The sequence below is a fragment of the Pseudoalteromonas sp. SG43-7 genome (assembly GCF_014164295.1).
GTDB lineage: Bacteria > Pseudomonadota > Gammaproteobacteria > Enterobacterales > Alteromonadaceae > Pseudoalteromonas > Pseudoalteromonas rhizosphaerae.
On the sequence record NZ_JACJEY010000043.1, the window covers coordinates 21,373 to 42,275 of the forward strand.

Annotated in this window: 20 protein-coding genes; 5 read left to right on the plus strand and 15 right to left on the minus strand. The window is 41.5% G+C overall.

Going from position 1 to position 20,903, the window contains the following annotated elements; all coding sequences use genetic code 11:
* Window positions 1-3 precede the first annotated feature (3 nt).
* The 13 genes from lpxA to rpsB all read right to left on the minus strand — a co-directional run bounded on the left by lpxA (window position 4) and on the right by rpsB (window position 12,840).
* Window positions 4-774 (minus strand): acyl-ACP--UDP-N-acetylglucosamine O-acyltransferase, encoded by a 771-nt coding sequence (gene lpxA, locus H5200_RS17000; protein ID WP_182761963.1) that lies wholly within the window; start codon window positions 772-774, stop codon window positions 4-6.
* A 2-nt stretch (window positions 775-776) separates the two neighbouring features.
* Window positions 777-1,229 (minus strand): 3-hydroxyacyl-ACP dehydratase FabZ, encoded by a 453-nt coding sequence (gene fabZ, locus H5200_RS17005; RefSeq protein WP_145240491.1) that lies wholly within the window; start codon window positions 1,227-1,229, stop codon window positions 777-779.
* Window positions 1,230-1,242: 13 nt separating this feature from the next.
* Window positions 1,243-2,280, minus strand: coding sequence for a UDP-3-O-(3-hydroxymyristoyl)glucosamine N-acyltransferase (gene lpxD / locus H5200_RS17010; RefSeq protein WP_182740510.1), 1,038 nt, complete (start codon window positions 2,278-2,280; stop codon window positions 1,243-1,245).
* 9 nt (window positions 2,281-2,289) lie between these two features.
* Entirely contained in the window at window positions 2,290-2,808 is a 519-nt protein-coding gene (locus tag H5200_RS17015) for an OmpH family outer membrane protein (RefSeq protein ID WP_149982990.1), read from the minus strand.
* 11 nt (window positions 2,809-2,819) lie between these two features.
* Window positions 2,820-5,291: an outer membrane protein assembly factor BamA gene (gene bamA / locus H5200_RS17020; protein WP_182718686.1), complete on the minus strand. Its 2,472-nt coding sequence runs from the start codon at window positions 5,289-5,291 to the stop codon at window positions 2,820-2,822.
* A gap of 104 nt (window positions 5,292-5,395) precedes the next feature.
* Window positions 5,396-6,748 carry a sigma E protease regulator RseP gene (rseP, locus tag H5200_RS17025; protein WP_182718687.1) on the minus strand — a complete coding sequence of 451 codons (1,353 nt, stop codon included), beginning with the start codon at window positions 6,746-6,748 and terminating at the stop codon, window positions 5,396-5,398.
* A 1-nt stretch (window position 6,749) separates the two neighbouring features.
* Entirely contained in the window at window positions 6,750-7,955 is a 1,206-nt protein-coding gene (gene ispC / locus H5200_RS17030; RefSeq protein ID WP_182718688.1) for a 1-deoxy-D-xylulose-5-phosphate reductoisomerase, read from the minus strand.
* Window positions 7,952-8,818: a phosphatidate cytidylyltransferase gene (locus H5200_RS17035; RefSeq protein WP_145240480.1), complete on the minus strand. Its 867-nt coding sequence runs from the start codon at window positions 8,816-8,818 to the stop codon at window positions 7,952-7,954. Before H5200_RS17035 ends, ispC begins: the two co-directional genes overlap by 4 nt.
* Before the next feature lie 17 nt (window positions 8,819-8,835).
* A complete protein-coding gene (locus H5200_RS17040; protein WP_149982995.1) occupies window positions 8,836-9,615 on the minus strand; it encodes an isoprenyl transferase in 780 nt (259 codons plus the stop codon).
* A gap of 58 nt (window positions 9,616-9,673) precedes the next feature.
* Window positions 9,674-10,195: a ribosome recycling factor gene (gene frr, locus H5200_RS17045; protein WP_215909106.1), complete on the minus strand. Its 522-nt coding sequence runs from the start codon at window positions 10,193-10,195 to the stop codon at window positions 9,674-9,676.
* Window positions 10,196-10,245: 50 nt separating this feature from the next.
* Window positions 10,246-10,995, minus strand: a complete 750-nt coding sequence (gene pyrH / locus H5200_RS17050) for a UMP kinase (protein WP_145240474.1) — start codon at window positions 10,993-10,995, stop codon at window positions 10,246-10,248.
* Window positions 10,996-11,154: 159 nt separating this feature from the next.
* Complete coding sequence (tsf, locus tag H5200_RS17055) at window positions 11,155-12,006, minus strand: translation elongation factor Ts (protein ID WP_182718689.1); 852 nt, start codon at window positions 12,004-12,006, stop codon at window positions 11,155-11,157.
* Window positions 12,007-12,111: 105 nt separating this feature from the next.
* The gene (rpsB, locus tag H5200_RS17060; RefSeq protein WP_145240470.1) at window positions 12,112-12,840 is read right to left on the minus strand and encodes a 30S ribosomal protein S2; all 729 of its coding nucleotides are present in this window, start codon (window positions 12,838-12,840) and stop codon (window positions 12,112-12,114) included.
* A gap of 271 nt (window positions 12,841-13,111) precedes the next feature.
* On the opposite strand from rpsB, the gene map reads away from it, so the two are divergent.
* The 5 genes from map to H5200_RS24100 all read left to right on the plus strand — a co-directional run bounded on the left by map (window position 13,112) and on the right by H5200_RS24100 (window position 18,658).
* Window positions 13,112-13,897 carry a type I methionyl aminopeptidase gene (map, locus tag H5200_RS17065; RefSeq protein WP_145240468.1) on the plus strand — a complete coding sequence of 262 codons (786 nt, stop codon included), beginning with the start codon at window positions 13,112-13,114 and terminating at the stop codon, window positions 13,895-13,897.
* A 53-nt stretch (window positions 13,898-13,950) separates the two neighbouring features.
* Window positions 13,951-16,569 carry a [protein-PII] uridylyltransferase gene (glnD, locus tag H5200_RS17070; protein WP_182761966.1) on the plus strand — a complete coding sequence of 873 codons (2,619 nt, stop codon included), beginning with the start codon at window positions 13,951-13,953 and terminating at the stop codon, window positions 16,567-16,569.
* 9 nt (window positions 16,570-16,578) lie between these two features.
* Window positions 16,579-17,406, plus strand: coding sequence for a 2,3,4,5-tetrahydropyridine-2,6-dicarboxylate N-succinyltransferase (gene dapD / locus H5200_RS17075; RefSeq protein ID WP_145240464.1), 828 nt, complete (start codon window positions 16,579-16,581; stop codon window positions 17,404-17,406).
* A gap of 240 nt (window positions 17,407-17,646) precedes the next feature.
* Window positions 17,647-18,108 (plus strand): hypothetical protein, encoded by a 462-nt coding sequence (locus H5200_RS24095; RefSeq protein ID WP_259399228.1) that lies wholly within the window; start codon window positions 17,647-17,649, stop codon window positions 18,106-18,108.
* Between the two features lie 76 nt (window positions 18,109-18,184).
* Complete coding sequence (locus tag H5200_RS24100; RefSeq protein WP_259398829.1) at window positions 18,185-18,658, plus strand: hypothetical protein; 474 nt, start codon at window positions 18,185-18,187, stop codon at window positions 18,656-18,658.
* A gap of 544 nt (window positions 18,659-19,202) precedes the next feature.
* Here H5200_RS24100 and H5200_RS17085 read toward each other — a convergent pair.
* Window positions 19,203-20,231 carry a DUF2804 domain-containing protein gene (locus H5200_RS17085; protein ID WP_182761968.1) on the minus strand — a complete coding sequence of 343 codons (1,029 nt, stop codon included), beginning with the start codon at window positions 20,229-20,231 and terminating at the stop codon, window positions 19,203-19,205.
* Window positions 20,232-20,358: 127 nt separating this feature from the next.
* Entirely contained in the window at window positions 20,359-20,703 is a 345-nt protein-coding gene (locus tag H5200_RS17090) for a hypothetical protein (protein ID WP_182761970.1), read from the minus strand.
* Window positions 20,704-20,903 lie beyond the last annotated feature (200 nt).

The following is a 20,903-nucleotide window of genomic DNA, read 5'->3' on the forward strand; positions in this document are numbered from 1 at the left end:
GAATTAACGAATAATACCGCGTTCAGAATTTTTCACAAAATCAGCCATTAACTGTACTGCTGGGTACTTAGCGGCATCATCAGCAAGCGCTGCAATTGCCTCTTCAACACCTAAACTCTTGCGGTATAGTGTTTTATAAGCACGACGTGTTGCCATTACTTCATCGCTTTCAAAGCCACGGCGCTTCATGCCTTCAGTATTAATTGCCACAGGACCTGCTGGCGTACCTATAGTTGTTACAAACGGCGGCACATCTTTGTTCACGCCAGAGTACATACCAACAAAGGCATGTGCCCCCACTTTACAAAACTGATGAATACCTGAATTGCCCGCTAAGATAACCCAGTCACCAATATGTACATGGCCTGCAACAGATGCATTATTAGCAAAAATAACGTTATCGCCAATCACCGCATCATGGGCTACGTGAGTGTAAGCCATAAATAAGTTATTGCTGCCAATCTTAGTCACACCTTGGTCTTGAATTGTACCTCGGTGGATGGTAGCGCATTCACGAATAACATTGTTATCGCCAATGATAAGTGTGGTTGGCTCATTATTATATTTTTTGTCTTGGCAGGCTTCACCTACAGACGCAAATTGAAATATATGATTGCCTGAACCTATTGTTGACGGACCTTTGACCACAACATGAGATTCGATAATGCAATTGTCACCAATAACCACATCGTTGCCAATGTAGCTATACGGGCCAACCGATACATTATTACCTAACTTTGCACCTGGTTCGATTATCGCTGTAGGATGGATCACAATTAAAGCTCTCTTCTCGCACACATGATTTCGGCACTACATACTATTTTGCCATCAACTTTTGCTTCTGCTGCAAACTTCCAAATATTACGACGCTCTTTTAAAAATTGAACGTGTAAATGCATGGTGTCACCAGGCGTTACAGGTTGTTTAAAGCGCGCATTATCTATCGCTGCAAATAAATATAGTTCATTTTCACTGCGATTCTCGACAGTTTTAAACCCCAATAAACCGGTTGCCTGTGCCATGGCTTCTAAAATTAATACACCAGGAAAAATTGGCTGGTTAGGGAAATGGCCGGTAAAAATCGGTTCATTAAAAGTTACGTTCTTAATTGCATGTAATGATTCACCTGGGGTGTAATCAAGTACACGGTCAACTAGTAGCATCGGGTAACGATGCGGAAGTAAGCTTAAAATTTCTTGTATATCAAGGCTATTTAATTCGTTTGCCAAAATAGCATCCTTATTAATTATCAACGTTTAATGACTTAGTCAGAGTCTCTAGCGCTTTAAGGCGAACTTTCATCTCTGGCAAATTACGGAAATGGGCAATGTTTCGGCGCCACTCTTTATTTGAAGAGTGTGGAAGTCCTGAGGAATAAATACCAGGTTTCGTAATCGCTTTAGTCACCATGCTCATACCCGTAAGTATAACACCATCACAGATATCTATGTGACCATTTATGCCGACAAGCCCGGCAATCTGGCAATTTTTACCAATAGTTGTACTACCTGCTATCACGGTACAGCCAGCAATTGCTGTGCCTGAACCAATTTCAACATTATGGGCAATTTGACATTGGTTATCAATAATCACATTGCTGTGAATAATCGTGTCATCAATTGCACCACGGTCAACCGTAGCACCAGCGCCAATTTCAACCTTGTCACCTATAATAACGCGACCAAGCTGAGGAATTTTTATCCATTGGCCTTTATCATTTGCATAACCAAAGCCATCACTGCCGATTACGCTACTTGATTGAAATAAGCAATCACTACCAATTTCTACATCGTGATAAACACTGACATTTGCCCACAGTTTTGTGCCATTGCCAATTTTTGTGTTTTCACCAATAAAGCAATTAGCGCCTATTTGCGCGTTATCACCAATTACCGCTCCGGCTTCAATCACCGCATTAGCTGCAATAGCGGCTGTGCTTGCAACTGTAGCATCAGGATGGACCACCGCACTTGGGTGAATACCTGGTGACGCTGAGCGTGGCGTTGTATCGAGTAACTGGGCTAATTTCGCGTAGCAAACATAGGGGTTAACCACTATGAGCTTATTGCCTTGATAATACTCTGCGTCTGCGGCAGATAGGATCACTGCCCCCGCCTTAGTATCACTAAGTTGTGAGCGATATTTCTTATTCGCTAAAAATGCAATATGCCCAGACTGGGCATTTGCAAGTGTAGCAATTTTTGAGATTTCCCAAGCGCCATCACCGTCAAGCGTGGCGCCTAGAAGTTCCGCAATCTGCGAAAGCGTATAATTATGCATATATCAGTTCTATTGCTTACTTACTTTATCAACAACTTTACTTGATAAATCAACGACCGTTTTAGGGTTAAAGTAGATAGTAGTATCTTTAACTTTAACTTCATCGTACTTACCATCTTTAGCAATATCTTCGATTGCTTTGATAATAATACCTTGAACTTTAGCTAGTTCTTGGTTTTGACGAGTTTTAATTTCTTGCTCTAAAGGACGACCTTTTTCAGCAAGATTTTTTTGCATGCCTTCCACTTTTTCACGCAACGCATCTTTTTGCGCTTGGCTCATTGTAGTGCTTTCACGCTTGAATTTTTCTGCTTCAAAGCGGATATCGCCCTGTAGCTTTTCAAGTTCTTGACGACGCTCAGCAAATTCAGCTTGCAGTGTTTGCTCAACTTTTGCCATTTGTGGGATTTGCTTATAGATTTCTTGCATATCTACAATACCAACTTTATGTGCAAAAGCACTTGCAGAAGTACCCATCATAAGTGTTGCTAAAATGGCAATTGCCGATGATTTAAATGATTTTTTCACAAAAAACTCCTTTAGAATGTATTACTAATGTTAAAGCTGATGGTCTTCGTATCGTCATCTTCTTCTTGTTGCAATGGATACGCAAAACTAATCAACATTGGACCCATAGGTGAGATCCACTGTAATGATAAACCGGTTGATACCCTAAAGCGCAGCGGATCTGAATAATCCTCAAGCTTAGCGCGTTCATTCGGCCCTAAATTTTTATAACGGTCAACGTTAAATTCAGTATCCCATACGTTTGCAGCATCAACAAAGAAACTAGTACGTACAGAACTGGTATTATCTTCATCCAAAAATGGGGTTGGCACAATTAACTCCATGCCTGCAACCGCTTTGGCATTACCACCAATACGTCCTCCCGGTGTTAACACATCAAACTCTGGCGAGCCGCCTATATTGCCAGTTAGACTACCATCTGCCAATGAATTGCCTGGAATTACTTGTGGTGTACGCGATATTGCACGCGGCAAAATAGTATTACGGTCAAAACCACGTAATTCCATTTCGGTTATACGGAAATATTCTTGGAATGGTAATGTTTGATCGTAACCATTGGTTGTGCCATAACCGTTACCATAGCCAAATGCAGCACGCGTTGAGAATACCCAACGGTGGTTATTAGTAAGTGGCCAATAAAAACGCGAGTCGTAATTTACCTTAAAGTAAGTTAAATCAGAGTTTGGCGTAGTACCGGTTAAGTTTAATGTTTGACGCGAACCTGCCGTTGGGAATAAACCACGGTTTACTGTCACACGAGACCAACCAACGCTGAGTTCGTACTTAGTAAAATCAAATCCTTTATCCGGGTTATTCACGTCTAGGAAGGTCTCACGCATAACAAGCGTTTGCTCATATTCAGCAATCTCAGATAACTCTTCTTGGATCCAACGTACACCAAAGTTGATACGGTTTACCGCATCAATTGGGAAGCCTATATTTGTACCAATGCCGTAGCTTTTTGATTTGTAATCGATGAGGCTAAACTTACTTGCATCGTAATTACTGTAGAAAATACTACTGCCTTGCGACACACCATCTGGGGTGAAGTAAGGGTCGGTATACGATAAACTAACACGTTCTGAACCACGCGAAGTATTGATGTTAAAGCCAATCTGGTTACCCGTACCTAAGAAGTTAGATTCAGTCACACCGATATTAAATTGCAGACCTAAGTAAGAACCATAAGCAAGACCTGCGTTAAAGCTACCAGCTGATTGCTCTTTAACGGTAAAATCGACATCAACTTGGTCATCTATACCAGGGACTGGCACAACATTAAAATCAACACTTTCCATGTAAGGAAGACGTTGAATTTGTAGCTTTGAACGCTCAAGGTTCTGATTCGATAACCATGCGCCTTCCAGCTGGGTCATTTCACGACGTAATACTTCATCTGCGGTATTTTGGTTACCACCAACAATAATACGACGCACATAAACACGCTGACCAGGATTAACTGAGAGTGTTAACTGAACTTCTTTGGTTTCGTCATCAATTTCAGGAATGGTGCGAACTTCCGCATTCGCATAACCGAAACGCGCTAAATAACTTTTGATAAATTCTTCAGATGAGGTAACCACTGAGCCATTATAAAGTTCACCGGCACGCAGTGGAATAACACTTTTGATCAGTTCTTCACGGCCAAGTAGATCACCAATGAAGTCAAAGCCTTTCACTTTGTATTTAACGCCTTCGGTGATGTTAGCTGTTACATACACAGATTCACGTTCAGGACTTACTGATACTTGTGTTGAGTCAATATTAAAACGTAAGTAACCACGGTCTAAATAATAACTACGAATTTTCTCGAGATCGCCTTCAATGGTTTGTTTCTGGTAGCGATCGCTGCCCATAAACTGCCACCAAGGTAAATCTTGTTGTGACTCAGCAAGTGCTAACAAGTCTTCATCACTAAACAATTCGTTACCAACTAAGTTGATCTGACGAATAGATGCGGCATCACCTTCATCAAACTTAAGTTTTAGCTTAACGCGGTTACGCGGTAACTTAGTGATACTGACATCAATTTTTGCGTTGTACTTACCAATACTGTGGAAAAACTCTATTAAGCCTTTCTCGATGTTATCAACCACAGTTTTATCCAGTGGTTCACCTTGGCGAATATCTTGCTGATCAAGCGACTGATTAAGCTGCTCGTCTTTAATGTCTTTATTACCTTCAAACTCAATAACGCTAATTGTTGGGCGCTCTGTTACTCTAAAAATAACATTATTGCCATCACGTAGTGCCTTGATATTGTCGAAGTGACCTGAGTTATACAAAGACTTAATCGTTTTTGAAATTGTATAGTCATCAACACTATCACCCACGTTAATAGGAATATGTGTTAATGCTGCTCCCAACGCTACGCGCTGCAAACCTTCAACTTTTAAATCGTCAACAATAAAGGAGTTTTGGCCTAGGGCTGCAAAGCTAGCACCTAATAAACTTGTTACTGCCAAATGTTTTTTTATAGCCATTTTATTATCTTTATCCTTTACAACGGTATTACCGCTCAACACCTTAAAATTATACTTTAGCGGTGTTTTACAATCGTGTTTTAATTCGAGACTGTCGCAATTGCTTACAATCGCGATACATCATTGAACAAAGCGAAACATGTAAGAAAAATGAGTAGCAAGGCACCCACTTTAAAACCAAATTCTTGTGTCTTTTCAGAGACCGGCTTTTTACGAAAAAGTTCAATTATGTAATACATTAAGTGCCCACCATCAAGCACTGGTAAGGGCAATAAATTAAATACGCCCAAGTTTACACTTATCAATGCTAAGAAGCCTAAAAACGCCACTAAGCCATAGCTTACGCTAGTTCCCGCCCCTACAGCAATACCAACTGGACCACTTAAATTCTTCACTGATACTTGACCAGTAATTAAGTTACCAATCATATCAAAACTTAGGCTGATCAAGCGCCATGTTTCAGTTACGCCCAGCACCATACTATCGAGTGGGCCATAATGTCTAGTTTCAATGTAACCATCTGGCCATTTTTCAACCACCGGTGCTACACCTAAAAAGCCTTGTAGCAAGCCATCACTATTACGTTGTCCTTTCGGGGTAACATTTAGCAGTTCTATACTATCTTGTCTTTTTACACTAAATTGTAATGATTTGTTAGCGGATTGCTGAATAACATTAACTAACTGCGTCCAACTGGTTATTGTTTCACCATTTACGGCGATAATTTCATCGCCTGCTTGTAAATTAGCGTCTGCTGCAGCAGAGTTTGGCGAAATTGTAGCAACGGTTAAAGTAGCCTGCGGACGAAACGGCACAATACCTAATGAAGCTAATGGTGGCACATCTTGTTGATCAAGTTTCCAACCATCAATATCAAGCATTTTAACCTGTTCTTGAAATTGCTCGTCACGCACGGTAACAGCAACACTTTTATCACCTAGGCTGGCCATTAATGCAAACGTAGCATCTTGCCAAGTCGCAATATTAGCATCGCCAATTTTTACAATTTGTTGACTAGGCATAATACCGGCCTGCTCAGCGCGGCTACCCTCATTTACTGAGCCGACCACCGGCTTCACCGATTGAACTCCAACCATGTACATCGCAGCTAAAGCAAAGATAGCAAATATAAAGTTAGCCAGCGGCCCTGCCGCTACAATCGCGATACGCGCTTGTACTGACTTGGCATTGAATGATAAGTGGCGTTGGTCAGCAGGCACCTCATCAACACGTTCATCAAGCATTTTCACGTAGCCGCCTAAAGGAATTGCTGCAATAACATATTCAGTGTCGTGTTTATCGTGCCATTTTATTAGCGGTTTACCAAAGCCAATAGAAAACCTTAATACCTTCACACCCGCTTTGCGGGCAACCCAAAAATGGCCATATTCATGCACTGTTACTAAAATTCCCAGCGCTAGAATAAAAGAACCTAAATTCCACAGAAAATCGAACATATTAGCGTACTACCTTTGCAATGAGTTGCGTCGCTTGAAGTCGAGCTAAACGGTCACATTCAAGAATTTCATCGAGCGTGTGTACGTTTACATCAACCGTTGTGTCTAATGTTTGTGCATTAATGCGGTATATATCAGTAAAGCCTATCTGCCCTTGTAAAAATGCCTGCACAGCAATTTCATTGGCAGCATTAACTGTCGTTGTAGCACCTTGTCCAGTATTACACGCAGCAATAGCTAATTGTAAATTGGGATAGCGGGCAAAATCTGGTTTCGTAAAGGTAAAATCAGCAAGCTGTGAAAAATCCAGTGGTGTTACTCCAGCATCAATACGCTGTGGGTATGCTAAAGCATGAGCAATCGGTGTACGCATATCTGGATTCCCCATTTGTGCTAGCACCGAGCCATCTTGGTATTGCACCATTGAATGAATAATACTTTGCGGGTGAATGACCACTTCAATATCGTTTGCCTGGCAGTTAAATAGCCATTTAGCCTCAATAAACTCAAGGCCTTTATTCATCATAGTGGCTGAATCAACAGATATCTTCTGTCCCATAGACCAATTTGGATGCGCCACGGCTTGTGCCACAGTAACGTCTTTTAAAGAGGCAATATCACACGTTAAAAAAGGCCCACCAGAACCGGTAAGTAAAATTTTACTTACCCCATGTTCATGTAACTGTGCATTGGTTTTAGAGCCTTGCAGTGCACTTGGCAGGCACTGGAATATGGCATTATGTTCACTGTCAATCGGTAGTAAAGTGGCTTTATGCTGTTTTACTTTATCAATAAACAACTGACCTGACATGACTAAAGATTCTTTATTCGCCAGTAATACTTTTTTACCTGCTTCTACCGCACTGAGTGTAGGTATGAGCCCTGCTGCACCAACAATCGCCGACATTACCGCGTCAACGTCTGGGTGAGCGGCCAGTTCACTCATGGCGGCAATGCCACTGCGGATCACTGTTTTGCAGCCACTGCCCGATAAGTGTTGGCTTAACTTAGCTGCAGCGCTGTCATCTGCCATCACTGCAAAGCGTGGTTGATGAGCAATACACAATTGCGCCATCAATTCACTATTATTACCTGCCGCAAGTGCAAATACAGCAAACTGTTCTTGATTACGCGCAACAACATCTAAGGTACTTAAACCAATGGAACCTGTCGCGCCGAGAATGACGAGTTGTTGTCTACAACTCATAAACTAAGTGTCCATGCATAGCACAACACAAAAATGGGGGCTGCAGCAGTTAGGCTGTCAAGGCGATCTAAAATCCCCCCATGGCCAGGCAAACATGAGCCACTATCTTTAAGACCAGCTTCGCGTTTGAACATACTTTCGAGTAAGTCGCCAATAGCTGAGAATAACGCGATGAATACAGTCATAATCGCGTAAATTGGCCAAACAGACATATCTACATTGGTAAAATGACAAAACGCTAAAACAAAAATTACCGCAGCAACTAAGCCACCAGCTAAACCTTCAATGGTTTTATTAGGGCTCACTTTTGGCATTAACTTATGCTTGCCAAAGTTTTTACCCGTAAAGTATGCACCAATGTCAGCACTCCATACGATCCCCAGTACCACTAAAATAAGCATCGAACCAAAGTGCGTTGATTGCTCATAGTTAGCACTGCGCAGTGTATTAAGCGCAAGCCACAGCGGTACTAAGGTGAGAATACCGGCAATAGCGCGCATAACCACTCCTTCGTTCCATGCTTTAGCCATTGCTGGGTAGCGCCACACTAGGTAGGTGGCTACAATCCACCACGAAAATGACAGTGTGAATATATAATTTGCGTCTCCTACGAGCTGGCCGTCGACCCACAGTCCATCAATTGGCCAATGCCAATTAAGCAGTACCAGTAACAAGCCAATAAACGTCACAAACGAAAAACGTTTAACTTTATCGCATAACCCCATAAATGCCGACCATTCCCACGCGCCTAATAAAACAATCGCGCCAGCGATGTAACTAAACAATGTAAGAGGTGTATAAAAAACCAACACCAGTGCCAAAGGCGCTAGCACTAAAGAGGTTAAAATTCGTTGTTTTAGCAAAGTGTTACCCTTTTTAATTAGGTTTCAGCGAGTAATTGTTTTATTTGTTCGCCAGTACAACCAAACCGTCGCTCTCTGGCAACGTAACAAGCGATAGCATCAGCAAAAGCTGCTTCATTGAAGTCAGGCCAAAGCGTATCGGTAAAGTAAAGTTCAGCATAAGCAGCTTGCCATAATAAAAAGTTGCTTATGCGTAAATCGCCACCAGTACGGATCAACAAGTCAGGTTCAGCCTGATCTTGCATACTCATATGGGCGGCTAAATCGTGCTCTGTAATATCATCAGGGTTTAACGTCCCTGCAGCAATCAGCTTACCTAATTGCTTTGCAGCATTTGTTATATCCCATCGACCACCATAATTTGCCGCTACATTCAGTTGCAAACCTGTATTATTAGCCGTTAATTCATGTGCTGCATCAACCTTGCTGCGCAAAGTATCTGAAAAACGAGATAAGTCACCAATAATGGTTAACTTAACATTATTTTTGTGTAGCTTTTTAACTTCCTTACTCAGCACAAACAAAAACAGCTCCATCAAGGTACTGACTTCATCTTCGGGGCGATGCCAGTTTTCACTACTAAAAGCGAATAGAGTCAATGACTCTATTCCTAATTTAGTACAAAACTGCACAGACTGACGAACCGCATCCACGCCTTTTTTATGACCGTACACACGTGGCCTATTCTTGGCTTGTGCCCAACGACCATTGCCATCCATGATTATAGCGACATGCTTGGGTAAACATTGCTGGGAAATTTTATCAGCGTTAAGAACCATAAATATCGAGTATTCCATAAAAAAACGCCGCCTAGTATACCCCAGACGGCGTTTCAAAACTAATAAATTTACTAGCTTAGATTTCCATCAACTCGGCTTCTTTCGCCGCTAATTGAGTGTCCATCTCTTTAATGAATTTGTCCGTAAGCTTTTGAATTGCATCATCAGATTGACGCGCTTCATCTTCAGAAATATCTTTATCTTTCAATAAGTTTTTAACGTCACCGTTAGCATCACGACGAATATTACGGATTGCAACACGGCCGCTTTCAACTTCACCACGAACGATTTTAATTAAGTTTTTACGACGTTCCTCAGTTAGCGGAGGAAGTGGTACACGGATCACAGAACCTGCTGACATTGGGTTTAAACCTAAGTCAGATGCCATGATTGCTTTCTCTACCGCTTGTGCAAGCGATTTATCAAATACACTTAACGCAAGTGTACGTGAATCTTCAATCGTTACATTGGCAACTTGGTTCAATGGCGTTGGTGCGCCGTAGTATGGCACCATAATGCCATCTAATATTGCCGGATGAGCACGGCCAGTACGGATTTTAGATAGTTGACTGCTAAGTGCCGTTACACTTTTCTGCATACGTTCTGCAGCATCTTTTTGAATATCGTTTATCACGGTTCAATCCTAATCTAGTTAATAACTTCATCTGAGGCTTGTGAAGAGATAAGAGTGCCTTCTTCTTCGCCCATAATTACACGCTTTAATGCGCCTGATTTATTCATATTAAATACGCTCAACGGCATCTTGTGATCACGCGCAAGGGTGAATGCCGCAAGATCCATTACTTTTAATTCTTTTTCAATGATTTCATTGTAGCTCAAGTGACGGTAAAGTGTCGCCTCTGGATTTTTTACCGGATCATCACTGTAAACACCATCAACCTTGGTGGCTTTAATCACGGTATCGGCTTCAATTTCAATACCACGTAAACACGCGGCCGAATCCGTTGTAAAGAATGGGTTACCAGTACCGGCTGCAAAAATAACTACACGGCCCGTTTTTAATAAGCTAATTGCCTCAGCCCAGTTGTATGCATCACACACACCGTTAAGTGGGATAGCTGACATTAAACGACAATTTACAAATGCACGGTGCAACGCATCACGCATTGCAAGGCCATTCATGACAGTTGCTAGCATCCCCATATGATCGCCAACTACGCGATTCATACCTGCTTCAGCAAGTGAGCCGCCACGTAAAAAGTTACCGCCACCGATAACTAAACCCACTTCTACGTCGAGTTCTACAAGCTCTTTGATTTCTTGCGCCATACGGTCTAATACTTTTGGGTCGATGCCGAAGCCTTCGTCTCCCATCAGTGCTTCACCGCTTAATTTGAGAAGAACGCGTCTAAAAATAGGTTTACGATTGATTGTCATAGTATTTGGGCCAACTTTATAAAAAAAGGATAAAAAATAACCGCGCTTATGATTTTCACATAAAGAGCGCGGTTATTTTAAAGAATTTTCAGCGATGACGCAAAAGCAAATAACAGAATAATTTCATCTAACTCACTTTTTCGTCAAAGGAAATCGATTTTATTGACCTTTAGCAGCAGCAATCTGTGCAGCAACTTCAGCAGCAAAATCTTCAGTTTTCTTCTCGATACCTTCACCAACTTCTACACGTACGAAGCCAGTAACTGTTGCGTTTTTCTCTTTAAGAATTTCGCCAACAGATTTTTTAGGTTCCATGATGAAAGCTTGTCCAGTAAGAGAAACCTCACCAGTGAATTTTTTCATGCGACCAACAACCATCTTCTCAGCGATTTCAGCAGGCTTGCCTTCGTTCATCGCGATTTCGATTTGTACTTGCTTTTCTTTTTCAACAACGTCAGCAGGTACATCTTCAGGTGTTAGGTACTCTGGGTTTGAAGCAGCAACGTGCATTGCGATGTGCTTAAGTGTTTCTTCATCAGCAACACCTGCAACAACAACACCAATACGCTCACCGTGACGGTACTCAACTAGCGTTTCGCCAGCGATGTACTGTAGACGACGTACATTGATGTTTTCACCAATTTTAGTAACTAGTTCAACACGATCTTCTTCGAACTTAGCTTGTAAGTCTTCGATAGAAATCGTTTCTGCAATAGCAGCATCAGCAACTTTATTAGCAAATGCTAAGAAACTTACGTCTTTTGCTACGAAGTCAGTTTGACAGTTAACTTCAACTAGTACTGCAACACCTGCGTTTTGCTTGATGATGATAGTACCTTCAGCAGCAATGTTACCTGCTTTTTTAGCAGCTTTTGCAGCGCCACTTTTACGCATATTTTCAATCGCTAACTCGATGTCGCCATCAGTTTCAGTTAACGCTTTTTTACAATCCATCATGCCAGCGCCGGTACGCTCGCGTAATTCTTTAACTAGGGCAGTAGTTACAGCCATTAGTAAATCCTCAAATCTGAATTCAGGTTTAGATAAGCGGGTTACCCGCTCTACAAGAATAGCAAGTCTTCATCTAAAATTAGATGAAGACTTGATGACAGCTAATTACTCAGCTTCTACGAAGTCGTCTTTCTCAGCTTGAGCAACGATATTGCTCTCACGGCCTTCAGTAATTGCTGCTGCAACTGCGCCTGTGTAAAGGTTGATTGCACGGATAGCATCATCATTACCAGGTACGATGAAATCAACACCGTCTGGGTTAGAGTTAGTATCAACGATCGCAACAACTGGAATACCTAGGTTGTTAGCTTCACGGATAGCGATGTGCTCGTGGTCTGCATCGATAACGAAAAGTGCGTCAGGAAGACCACCCATGTTTTTGATACCGCCAAGGCTCTTTTCAAGCTTTTCCATTTCGCGGTTAAGCATTAACGTTTCTTTCTTAGTTAACTTCTCGAAAGTACCGTCTTGGCTTTGGATCTCAAGGTCTTTAAGACGCTTGATTGATTGACGAACTGTTTTCCAGTTAGTCAACATACCACCTAACCAACGGTGATTTACGTAATACTGATCACTAGCGATAGCGGCTTCTTTAACCGACTCGCTTGCTGCGCGCTTAGTACCAACGAAAAGAACTTTACCTTTGTTTGACGCAGCACCAGTTAAAAACTTAAGTGCGTTGTTGAACATTGGAACAGTTTGCTCAAGGTTGATGATATGAACACGGTTACGTGCGCCGAAGATGAAAGGCTTCATCTTAGGATTCCAGTAACGTGCTTGGTGACCGAAGTGAACACCAGCTTGAAGCATGTCGCGCATTGAAACGTTTGCCATTTTGTATTTCCTCTGTTTAGTTTAGGGTTAGGCCTCCACATACCCCATAGCACCAACACCGCAGTTAAATGAAACTGAAATGCACCCAAGTGTATGTGACGATACGTGTGTGTGTTAAAATAAAATTGTGTTTGCCTTAAATACAAAAAATCATTTAAGAATTTATTTGTAAAAAGACGGCGCGCTTTATACCATATTAAAAACAAATATTCAACGTCGCGTGCAAAATTTGTGCGACGATAAATGTGTAAAACTCGACAATGGAGCCTCCATGAGTGCTGTGATCAAGACCCCTGAAGAAATAGAGAAAATGCGTGTAGCCGGGCGCTTAGCGGCAGATGTCCTGGAAATGATAGAGTCACATGTAGTTCCCGGTGTAACCACTGATGAACTAAATACAATTTGTCATAATTATATTGTCGATGTGCAAAAGGCAATTCCTGCCCCACTAAATTACCATGGTTTTCCTAAATCAATTTGCACCTCAGTAAACCATGTAATTTGCCATGGTATTCCTAACGACAAAGCATTAAAAGATGGCGACAGTGTCAATATCGATATCACGGTTATCAAAGATGGCTACCACGGCGACACATCAAAAATGTTTCATGTTGGCACGCCAAACATCCAAGGCAAGCGTCTTGCTGAAGTAACGCAAGAAAGCCTTTATTTAGCTATAAAAATGGTTAAACCAGGCGTGCGTTTAGGTGATATCGGCGAAGCGATTCAAAAATATGCAGAGAGCTTTAACTACTCAATTGTTCGTGAATATTGCGGCCATGGTATTGGTGCAGAGTTTCATGAAGAACCACAAATAATGCATTATGGCCGCGCTGGTACTGGCGAAGCCCTAAAAGCAGGTATGTGTTTGACTATTGAGCCAATGGTTAACGCGGGTAAACGCCAGTGTAAACTACTAAAAGATGACTGGACTGTGGTTACTAAAGACCGTAGCTTGTCTGCGCAGTGGGAACACACTTTATTAGTAACTGAAAATGGTGTTGAAATTTTAACGCTTCGATCAGATGATACGATTGACCGGATCATTGAACATTAAATACTGACTCACCCGACTTAGGGTGAAATTAGTGTGCTAAGGAGCCAGCCCACGTGGCATTACCCAATAAAGTTAAAAAATTGCTCAGCGATGCTGAGCAATTAACCGATTATCGCGATTGTTCTAATTATTTTTATAAATGGTTACAAAACGAGTTTTCAAAACAGCCAGTCGGTAATTTGATTAATGCCCGGGCTGAGTTTATCGACCGCTTACTGATTAAACTGTTTCATGTTTATGATTTAGCCCATGAGCCAGATTTAGCCTTGATCGCCGTTGGCGGTTACGGTCGCGGTGAGCTGCACCCCTATTCAGATATCGATTTTTTACTGCTAGTTTCTGAGCAACCTAGTGATGCAGTGTGTGAAAAAATCGGCCAATTTGTGACCATGCTATGGGATCTTAATTTAGAAATTGGCCACAGTGTGCGTACCATTGAGCAAGCGATTGAGCAAAAACGTGCCGACGTAACTTTTGCCACTAGCTTGCTTGAAAGTCGACTACTGTTCGGTAATCACATTGAATATGAAAAACTCAAAGAGCATATTCTTGATACGCCTGTATGGCACTCTGACGAATTCTTTTTAGCAAAAGTACATGAGCAACAACTGCGTCATAAAAAATGTCACGGTACAGCATACAACCTCGAACCAAATATCAAAGAAAATCCCGGTGGCCTGCGAGATCTGCAAACCATCATTTGGGTTGCTAAAAAACATTTTAGAGCCGAAACCTTACAAGAGCTTATTAGCCACGGCTATCTCACTCATGAAGAATACCAAGAGCTGTTGGAGTGTTTAGAAAATCTCTGGAATATCCGTTTTGCGCTGCATTTAGCGGCTGGACGCTCTGAGAACCGGTTGTTATTTGATCATCAACCACTGGCTGCTGATTTACTTGGCTTTGGTAGCGATGGTAAAGCCTCAGTTGAGCGGATGATGAAGCGATTATTTAGGATCATGAGCCGGGTCCGTGAGCTAAATCAAATGTTGTTATCATATTTTGAACAAAGCATTTTACCGGAAAGTAACGAACAAGCAGTGGTTGAACTCGATCGTAATTTCGAACGTGTTGGCCATCAAATTAGGGTAAAAAATCCGTCCGTGTTCTTTCGCCGTGATCAACTATTTGTATTGTTCGAACACATTGCCGATAACCCTGAAATTACCCATATTTACCCAAGTACTATCCGTACCATCCGCCAAGTGCGCCGTCGTCTGTTAGGAGATTTGCAAGATTATGCCGCCTGTCGTGAAGCCTTTTTACGGCTAATTAAACACCCTAACGGCATGGGCCGTGCATTTACTTTAATGCACAAGCACGGCATGCTTGCCGCTTATTTACCCCAGTGGCGAAACATTTTTGGACAGATGCAATTTGACTTATTTCACGCTTATACTGTGGATGAACATACTCATAAGTTGATCAATAACATTTATCAATATTTTGATAAAGCAAACGTCAGTGAGTTTCCTATTTGTTGTGAAATAGTCACCCGCATGGACAAGCCCGAGCTACTGTATTTAGCAGGCATCTTCCATGACATTGCCAAAGGCCGTGGCGGCGATCACTCAGAACTCGGTGCTGTTGATGCCATTGCTTTTGCCAAATTACATCGTTTTTCAACTTCCGATGGCAAATTGATTGCTTGGCTAGTTAGTAACCATTTACTTATGTCTGTAACTGCACAGCGCAAAGATATTAATGACCCAGATGTGATCAAAGACTTTGCTACTCGAGTTAAAACCGAACGACAACTTGATTACCTATACTGCTTAACCGTCGCAGATATTCGCGCCACTAACGACAACTTGTGGAATGATTGGAAAAACACCTTGTTGCGTGAGCTTTACCTGCATACTCAAAGGGCGTTACGGTTAGGCCTTGAAAATCCTATGGATCAGCGCGACCAAATTCGCGATAAAAAGCATCAAGCCAAACAACGGTTAATCAACAATGGCTATGATGAAAATCAGATTGATTTAATTTGGAGCCGTTTTAAAGCAAATTACTTTACGGCCTTTAGTGAACAACAACTATCATGGCACACCGAACATTTACTAAACTGCGTTGATTTAAGCCAACCCAGTGTTGCGGTATCAAATACAGCCATGCACGGCGGTACACAGATTTTTGTTTATAGCCCCTACTCCGGCGGTTTATTTGCCCGTTTAGTAAGTGTGATCGGCTCTAAAAAAGCGCAAATTCAACATGCTCAAGTGCTCACCACTCGCGACGGCTATGTGCTGTTTAGCTTTGTAGTACTTGAAGTCAGTGGCGACCCGATTGCCAGCGCTCAAGCGCAGTCAATCAAACGCGGCCTTGATCAAGCGCTTGCTGATCCGAAAAAGAAAATTCGCTTTAAAAAGAATCGCTCACAACGCTTTAAAGATTTTAATATTAAACCAAAAATTATCCTGCGCCCTCACCCGCGTAAAGACCGCAGCTTAATCGAAATTCAAGCGGTAGATATTCCTGGCTTATTAACCAAAATTGCCGAAGTGTTTCAAGCCCATTTATTACATATACACGCCGCGCGGATCACCACCGTAGGTGAACGTGCAGAAGATTTCTTCGTGGTATCGAATAACGAATACCAAGCTCTTACCGACGAAGAACAAGCAAAAATTCATCAAGCATTGCGTAAAAAACTCAACGCAGAAACCGAATAAGAGGATCTTATGTCAGATTTAAAAACCACCATTGAAAACGCCTGGGATAACCGTGATAGCATCAGCCCGAGCACAGTACCTAGTGATGTAAAACAAGCCATAATCGATGTACTTGAGCTACTTGATAGTGGTGCCGCACGCGTTGCTGAAAAAATCAGTGGTGAGTGGGTTGTCCATCAATGGCTAAAAAAAGCCGTGTTACTGTCGTTTCGTATTCGTGACAATCAACCAATGAACGACGGCGTAAACCAGTTTTATGACAAAGTACCACTTAAATTTAGCGACTATACACCGGAGCAATTTCAGCAAGGTGGCATGCGCGTTGTACCAAACGCTGTTGCCCGTAAAGGCAGCTTTGTCGGTAAAAATGTAGTATTGATGCCATCATATGTAAACATTGGTGCTTACGTTGATGATGGCACTATGGTTGATACATGGGCCACTGTAGGCTCGTGTGCACAAATTGGTAAGAACGTACACTTGTCAGGAGGTGTTGGCATAGGTGGCGTTTTAGAGCCATTACAAGCCAATCCTACTATCATTGAAGATAACTGTTTTATTGGTGCACGCTCTGAAATTGTAGAAGGCGTGATCGTTGAAGAAGGCGCTGTTATTTCAATGGGTGTTTACATCAGCCAAAGTACTCGCATTTACGACCGCGAAACTGGCGAGATCCACTACGGCCGCGTACCAGCAGGTGCTGTGGTTGTTCCAGGCGCACTGCCATCAAAAGACGGTACTCACAGCTTGTACGCTGCAATTATCGTGAAAAAAGTAGATCAGCAAACCCGCGAAAAAGTAGGGATTAATGCATTATTGAGATCGATAGACGAATAATAGAGAGCTGAAAAGTTCTAACCGATAAGCTGATTGACATTAACAATAAATAAATGAAAGCCCTAAATCTATATAGATCTAGGGCTTTTTCTATCTGTGTTATTTTCTCTTTTATGATAAATATCACCTTTAAATACAACATACTTGATAGCTAAGAAGTTATTCTGGTTTATTAGCTTTGATTTGTATGACTGCGGCAACTATAATTATCAATTACATCATTAAGTAATTGAGATCAAGTTGTTACGGCTTTTCGTTATATGTTGGTTCCTGTTACTTGGTTTTCAGCAAGCTTTTGCTACTGAACTAAGCACTTTTGAAAATAAGTTAAACGAAGCTGAAGACTACCTTGTTGTCAACCCAGCGCAATCTATTATTATTCTTGAAAATCTTGACGATATCGATAAAGTTTCACCTGAGTTATTTATTCGTTGGCATCTTATTAACGCCCGAGCAGCCGTTCCGACCAGCCAATTTGACCGCCTTCATCAGTCTGTAGATGCGATATTTAGTCAGCAGCAAGCCCCTTATTTCAAAAAGAGAATAACGTCTATTATGAGTGCGTTAGGTATTTGGCTACGCTATGCAGAGTATTTAGACGATGCCCAACTAAGTTTTCAATGTGGTTATAAATACGCTGAAAATGATCGTCAACGCTTGACGCTTACCAACAGTATGGCACTGGTCGCTATGGCAAAATAACAATGACGAAGCGCGTAACCTATATGCCGAAAGCTATAATTTCACGGTGCGTTTAAACCTCCCTAACGTTGTCGCCATGATAGAAAGTAACTTGGGCTATTTGGCACTTGATGAGAATAAAATCCCAGAAGCTGAACATTATTTTCGTAGTGCCTTAAGCCGTTATCAAATTATTGACAAGCGAGCGGGACAAATTTCTGCAGGATTAAATCTGTTAATGGTATTTTTGATCCAAGATCAAACAATAAACTTTGAAAGATTATACGGACCCACATCCACTTTAACCCATGCCTTTCCCAATGAGGCTAAACAAGCTTTATTACTGTGGCTGGAAATGCGTTTTAAAAAACTTAAAGGAAATTATGTTAGCCGAAAGGACGTAGCACAATTGCAAATAGCTTACGAGCAATTAGAAAGCGATCAAATGAAAACCTTTGTACACCGTTACTTTGCTAAAAAGCTCGAAGTCCCTATCGTACCACCAAAGAAAATCCTCCCTAAAAAGTTTACTCGTTCTTGGTTTGAGTTAGTTAAAAAATGTCAGTGGTAATTGTTGGTGGCACTTTACAACATTTCCCTTTTTTCTTATTACCAACTGGGCGGATTTAATTCGCAGCGCTGGGGTTCACGCCTGAGCAATTTGGTTATAGTGAGATTTTTTTGGGACTTGGCTCACTGCTGGGGAGCTATCTTAACAACGGCTTGCTGGCGAAGCATGTGTCGCAGCATTTGCTGTTGCAAGCTGCCGCGACTTTACTCACGTTGGGTGCTGTCGGTGTTTACCTAATACAAGATTCGATTTGGTTTATCACACAGTGCATTAAGCACTATAGTCGTTGAACAAATCGATTGAATTTAGTGACGCGGCAACGAGCTGATCTTGGGATAGATGTTAAGTTCATTTTTAAACGATAGTCAGGTTATACCAATCGTGTAAAGTTACTGACCATTTATAACTACAGATAAATGCAGTGATAACAAGGCATAAATTTTGACATGCAGTTGTTCTACTTGAAAAAATTATAACGCAGTTAGCGCTTTATTTAGCTCGCTAGGGTGGTTAAATATTTAAGTCGATTGGTATTAAGTACTCTTTACCACTTCGCATAGTGGTCTTCGGTAAATCCCCATTCGCCGTTAAGTGTGATAACTTCGTCTGCAAGAGTTATTTCACCATAGTAACGGCCGAAGTGTTGAGTGAAGTTAGTCGCGATAATAATTAAGTTGGTTTTATCTTGGCGTTTACCTGCGGGTTCGAAGTATAAATTGATGATACCGTCGTTTGAACGCAGCCGCCATTTACTCGTTGCTTTAGCATTACCATAGCGCTCAAATTGAAAATCGACCATATCAATTTTATAAAGCGTGCCATCGAGCCACAAGGCGTTTTCGGTAAAACCTGTTTCAATAACCCCCGCACTTAAATTTAAACCTAAGCGGCGGCCATCAGCTAATGTGCAGGCTAAACTCCCCCAGTTCCAAAAGGTTTCGCGACGCATGAAACCCGCGCTCCAATCAACACTTGCCAGTATTTTAAGCTCTTCAAATACATATTTGTTACCACGCCACTGAAGTGTTCCAGTACAGGGTAATGCGGCAGTTTTTTGGGTAAAATGAAAGCCTGTAAAACCGGCACGAACACACACCGCAAGCGGGTTATAATTTATCGATTCATCAATACAGGCACTAATTTTCAGCCCGGACTTTAAATTTACCTCTACCGAGCGTATTTGCGGCTTAGCGGTTGTATTAATAGTTACGCTGTTACGCCCTTTTCGAAAAGTCGCTTGCCCGGTGTTTGGTGTGCTATCAATACACGTATTTAAAGCCAGTAAGCTGATAAAACTGACTTCATCGAATTCTGTCGTTTGTGGGTCGTATACATATACAAAACAGTGACTCGCAATTTTTAAATCAACAATCGCTAAACCAATAATTAACTGCTCACAACTCAAACTAATAAATTGAAATTGATTAAAGCTTAACTTTTTAAAAAGCGTACTTCTGGATTTACCCATAGTACTACGCAGGTCAAAATCCAAGTAATTGATGTCATCTACTCCATCTGGAAAAATACCAAAGTCGACTTGTCCATCTTGGTCGACCAACTCTTTTTTAGCCATATAAAAAGCTTCCTTTAGTATCTAAAATACAATCATTCGCTTATTAACCTCGTACAGTAAACCTACAAACGCAAATAATATAAATTTATCATGCTGATATTAAATTTAGCTCAGAGCAACTTAAAGCTTACCGTTTAAAACTTAACACATTACAGCCAAATCCACTGATATCTATTGGTTTAATTTGTTCGCCTTTACCACTGTGATCGTCATGCTTGATGATTAAGGTATTCGCTTTTTCACTAAATGTGAACGACCCTAACCAATCGAGGGTGGCTATCGGTGTTAAAGTATAAAAGCCATTTTTATCAGTGCATTGATAAGAAAAATAATGCGTTGCTTTGCCAAACGCGCCAACATCCGAGGTATACACACTAATATTCCCCTGTTGCCGGTAGTCGTCGGCTTGAGTGCCAACCACTAGATACAATGCACTAATGATTGCTAGGACAATAAATTGGATCCCTGCCAATATAAAAAAGCTGATATCAAATAATTTAGCATACCAAACTCGGGGCTCGTCATGATGGGGATGACCGTGGCTTGCATCTCTGTCGCTTTAGTGCTACTTATCAATTTACGTAAAACTGATCTAACCGCCGCAACATTCAGAGATGCACTTATTTACGCCACAGTAACGTGGATTATAGCCGGTGTGTTAGGCGCCATTCC

Excerpts from the sequence above, each read along its gene's own strand:
- lpxD (WP_182740510.1), bottom strand. The coding sequence starts at position 2,280 with ATGCATAATTATACGCTTTCGCAGATTGCGGAACTTCTAGGCGCCACG.
- bamA (WP_182718686.1), bottom strand. The coding sequence starts at position 5,291 with ATGGCTATAAAAAAACATTTGGCAGTAACAAGTTTATTAGGTGCTAGC.
- rseP (WP_182718687.1), bottom strand. The coding sequence starts at position 6,748 with ATGTTCGATTTTCTGTGGAATTTAGGTTCTTTTATTCTAGCGCTGGGA.
- ispC (WP_182718688.1), bottom strand. The coding sequence starts at position 7,955 with ATGAGTTGTAGACAACAACTCGTCATTCTCGGCGCGACAGGTTCCATT.
- H5200_RS17040 (WP_149982995.1), bottom strand. The coding sequence starts at position 9,615 with ATGGAATACTCGATATTTATGGTTCTTAACGCTGATAAAATTTCCCAG.
- frr (WP_215909106.1), bottom strand. The coding sequence starts at position 10,195 with ATGCAGAAAAGTGTAACGGCACTTAGCAGTCAACTATCTAAAATCCGT.
- pyrH (WP_145240474.1), bottom strand. The coding sequence starts at position 10,995 with ATGACAATCAATCGTAAACCTATTTTTAGACGCGTTCTTCTCAAATTA.
- tsf (WP_182718689.1), bottom strand. The coding sequence starts at position 12,006 with ATGGCTGTAACTACTGCCCTAGTTAAAGAATTACGCGAGCGTACCGGC.
- rpsB (WP_145240470.1), bottom strand. The coding sequence starts at position 12,840 with ATGGCAAACGTTTCAATGCGCGACATGCTTCAAGCTGGTGTTCACTTC.
- map (WP_145240468.1), top strand. The coding sequence starts at position 13,112 with ATGAGTGCTGTGATCAAGACCCCTGAAGAAATAGAGAAAATGCGTGTA.
- dapD (WP_145240464.1), top strand. The coding sequence starts at position 16,579 with ATGTCAGATTTAAAAACCACCATTGAAAACGCCTGGGATAACCGTGAT.
- H5200_RS24100 (WP_259398829.1), top strand. The coding sequence starts at position 18,185 with ATGATAGAAAGTAACTTGGGCTATTTGGCACTTGATGAGAATAAAATC.
- H5200_RS17085 (WP_182761968.1), bottom strand. The coding sequence starts at position 20,231 with ATGGCTAAAAAAGAGTTGGTCGACCAAGATGGACAAGTCGACTTTGGT.